Origin of the sequence: Paenibacillus campi, from assembly GCF_034659835.1 — a bacterium.
Classification (GTDB): domain Bacteria; phylum Bacillota; class Bacilli; order Paenibacillales; family Paenibacillaceae; genus Saccharibacillus; species Saccharibacillus campi.
In genome coordinates, this window is sequence record NZ_JAXSQZ010000021.1 from 1 (window position 1) to 2903 (window position 2903).

Here is a 2903-nt window from a genome sequence, read left to right on the forward strand (position 1 = left end):
TCACCTTCTTTTGGAACCGGGTGCCATCTGGCAAATACGCAAACGAGGTCGTCGTTACCTTTTCCTTCCCTTGTTCACTTCGGCTAACCTGATCCTGCTTCAACCGGTTATCCAGATCATACGTATAGCTATTTTTCATCACTTTGCCATTCGCCATCGTCGGGTATATGATGGAAGCTATCGATCCTTGCGTTGTGTAGGCATACTAGGTGGCAATCCTCTTTTCAAAGTTCATCTTACTTTCTCTATAGACAAGCGTGCAGACAATACCGTTGAACTTTTACACATCAAGCGGGAACAGATGTTGCCTTTCGTGCAGCATGATGATCTTCTTCCGACAGACACACCGGGATAGCGCATTCGGCTAGCTCGGTTGGCGAAGAACATGACGATTCAGGAAGTGGCAGATCGGATACAGATTTCAACGAATTCACTCAGCTTGATTGAGAATGGGAAAAGTAAGCCGTCGCTCGCTACGATTAGAAAGCTTTCAGCTGTATTCGAGAAGGAAAATTGGTATTTGGGTGCATATGAGCATATACCGGAGAAGACACTGGGGCAACGTATTCGTAAAGCGAGGTATTATCGAGGGGAGTGAAGCAGGAGTTTGCACAATTTTTTAATATTGAAGTAAAGTCCGTATATAACTGGGAAGCAGATCGGGTTCGATTTTCGGATGAAATGAAAAAACAATTGAACGATTTTGTTCAATCTAACTTAAACACTTTAAGTTTTAAAAATAAAATATAAGCTATGCAAAATGAATTTGCACAGCCTATATTTTAACGATTTGCAGAAACAACCAGATGCCCTACATAACTATAAACATTTTGTCTAAATTTGTCCTTCATACGTATCCTCATCAACAAATCGTCGCATGCCCTGATTATAGTACGATGCATTCAGATAATAAAATTTAAACATTTCTGTGTATATAGGCATATTGAAAGAGTATCATATGAGTGTTGTCAGGCTTTTAGTTGCCCTAATGAGCACTAGGTGGATTAAAAAATAAGCCTTGAAGAATAACTCCTTCAAGGCTTATTACATTATTATTTACTAAACTTCTCAAGTCTATCTAATTCTAGGAATTGTAGTGAAAACTTGTTTACTGCTCCGAATTCATTAAAGTTATCACGGGCTTGAGAGAGTGTCATGTGGTTAGGAGAACTATAATAGCTAGGGTTCGTACTTCCATCGTCTTCCCAAAAACATACTGGGCAAATATCATACTCACCCTTTGTTGAAAGTGTTTTAAATTTACAACATGGACAACTATAAAGTTCTTCCTCTATACCTTCAACCACTTGGCTAGAATTTAGAATAGCTGACACATTCTTTGATAAATAATCGTTTCTGACCCCAATATATTTTTTTCTTAAAGCTACGAGCAACAATGCACTGTAACCTTTATCCGCTATATCTTTCTGAGGTTCATCACAATTAAGTATCTCCGATTTCAATATTTCCGGTAAGTTCTTAAATTCGGGATCGTTTTGGTCTATCTCCCACCAATCAATTAAAATTTCTTCCCGTTCTTCCCTAGACAAATTTTCAATGGTTGATTTCAAAATAATATCTATTGCTTCGTCTCGATTCATGTTTTCACCTCACTTATTAACCACCACCGAGTGATTTTGCGAGATCGATTGCGGCTTGAAATGGGTCAGCAGATCGTCCGTCATCTTTGTAAAATGTCCTTATTTGTCGATCTTTAATATGACCTACAAGTACACGTCCTGTCGAAGGATCATATTTAACAAGGAAATTACCTACAACCTGTTCTTTGAATGAGGAGTCAGTTTCAGCAGCAAAACCTTTCGCTAGTTTTAGATACTCGTTTTGCGAAATATCACCGAATTCATTTCCATGTTTTTCCCAATGTGGCTTTAATTTCCCGCTACTAAATCCTTTCCAGTTTATCTCCTCACATGAGATATTATGAACCCATACCCCAAGGTCACTCACAAAATAGGTATGGAACTCATCAACCGTCATGTTATAAACTGTGACATGCTTGTGAAACAGTTCAATACTTTCTATTTTGAGTGTACTTCCATCACTCTGAACAAGCAAGTCACCGACTTTGAGGTCTTTGACGAACGTCCATCTCTTGTCCTTCACATAGAACGGATGATTGTAGGTCGATTCAATCGTCTGATCGCCCACATGGATGTTGTAAATCTCATCCGTCTCATGGTTGAAAGTATCCGTAACCTCTTTATAAGCTATCTCGCCTGTTGTCTCATTCTTCGAGAGAACCTTATCTCCGACTTGAATGTCTTCGATATTCTTCTCCCCTTCGTCTGTTTGGACTTTGGTTCCTGCAGTGAAGCAATTGCATCCTTTCGCTGCCTTAGCAATCGCTGTATCAATATACTCGGTTCCTTTTTTAGTAAGCTTCGCTTCCACTTTACTGCTTGGCAAAACTTGAAAAACTAAATACCCTGCTGCTGCAAATTGTTCGAGAGACAATGGCTTTTCTTGTGAGATTTTATAATACTCATTCAAGTCAGACAGTGTACCCGAACTCCAATAGTCAATAGCCGTGTACCAATTGGAATTGACTTTGACAAATGCGTTCCATGTTGATTCCCAATAGCCATAATGGCTGACTCCACCTGCTCCACCAGCGCCAACTACATGATCATGCCCGGTCGGATCGACATATATTAGTGGATTATTCAGTACATACGTATACAGATTATGACTCAGCGGATTATTCATCTGTCCTTCATGGGTATCCTCATTAATAAACCGACCCATACTCGGATCGTAGTAACGCGCATTCAAATCATACAACCCAGTCTCTGCATCCAGATACTCCCCGGCATATTTAAACGCGTTCTCCGTCTTCTCCTGCTGCTGCGTGAGCGTTCCGAATGCATCATAATCATACGTGT

Annotated in this window: 3 protein-coding genes; 1 reads left to right on the forward strand and 2 read right to left on the reverse strand. The window is 39.9% G+C overall.

Translation table 11 applies throughout. From position 1 onward, the window contains the following. The first annotated feature begins 358 nt into the window (after positions 1-358). Positions 359-598 (forward strand): helix-turn-helix domain-containing protein, encoded by a 240-nt coding sequence (locus U1I11_RS21720; protein ID WP_416235644.1) that lies wholly within the window; start codon positions 359-361, stop codon positions 596-598. A 454-nt stretch (positions 599-1052) separates the two neighbouring features. Here the strand turns inward: U1I11_RS21720 and U1I11_RS21575 are convergent, their stop codons facing one another. Further along, a complete protein-coding gene (locus tag U1I11_RS21575; RefSeq protein ID WP_322908151.1) occupies positions 1053-1601 on the reverse strand; it encodes a CPCC family cysteine-rich protein in 549 nt (182 codons plus the stop codon). Positions 1602-1617: 16 nt separating this feature from the next. Next, positions 1618-2903, reverse strand: a 1286-nt coding sequence (locus tag U1I11_RS21580) for a polymorphic toxin-type HINT domain-containing protein (RefSeq protein ID WP_322908152.1), incomplete at its 5' end; no start/stop codon positions are given.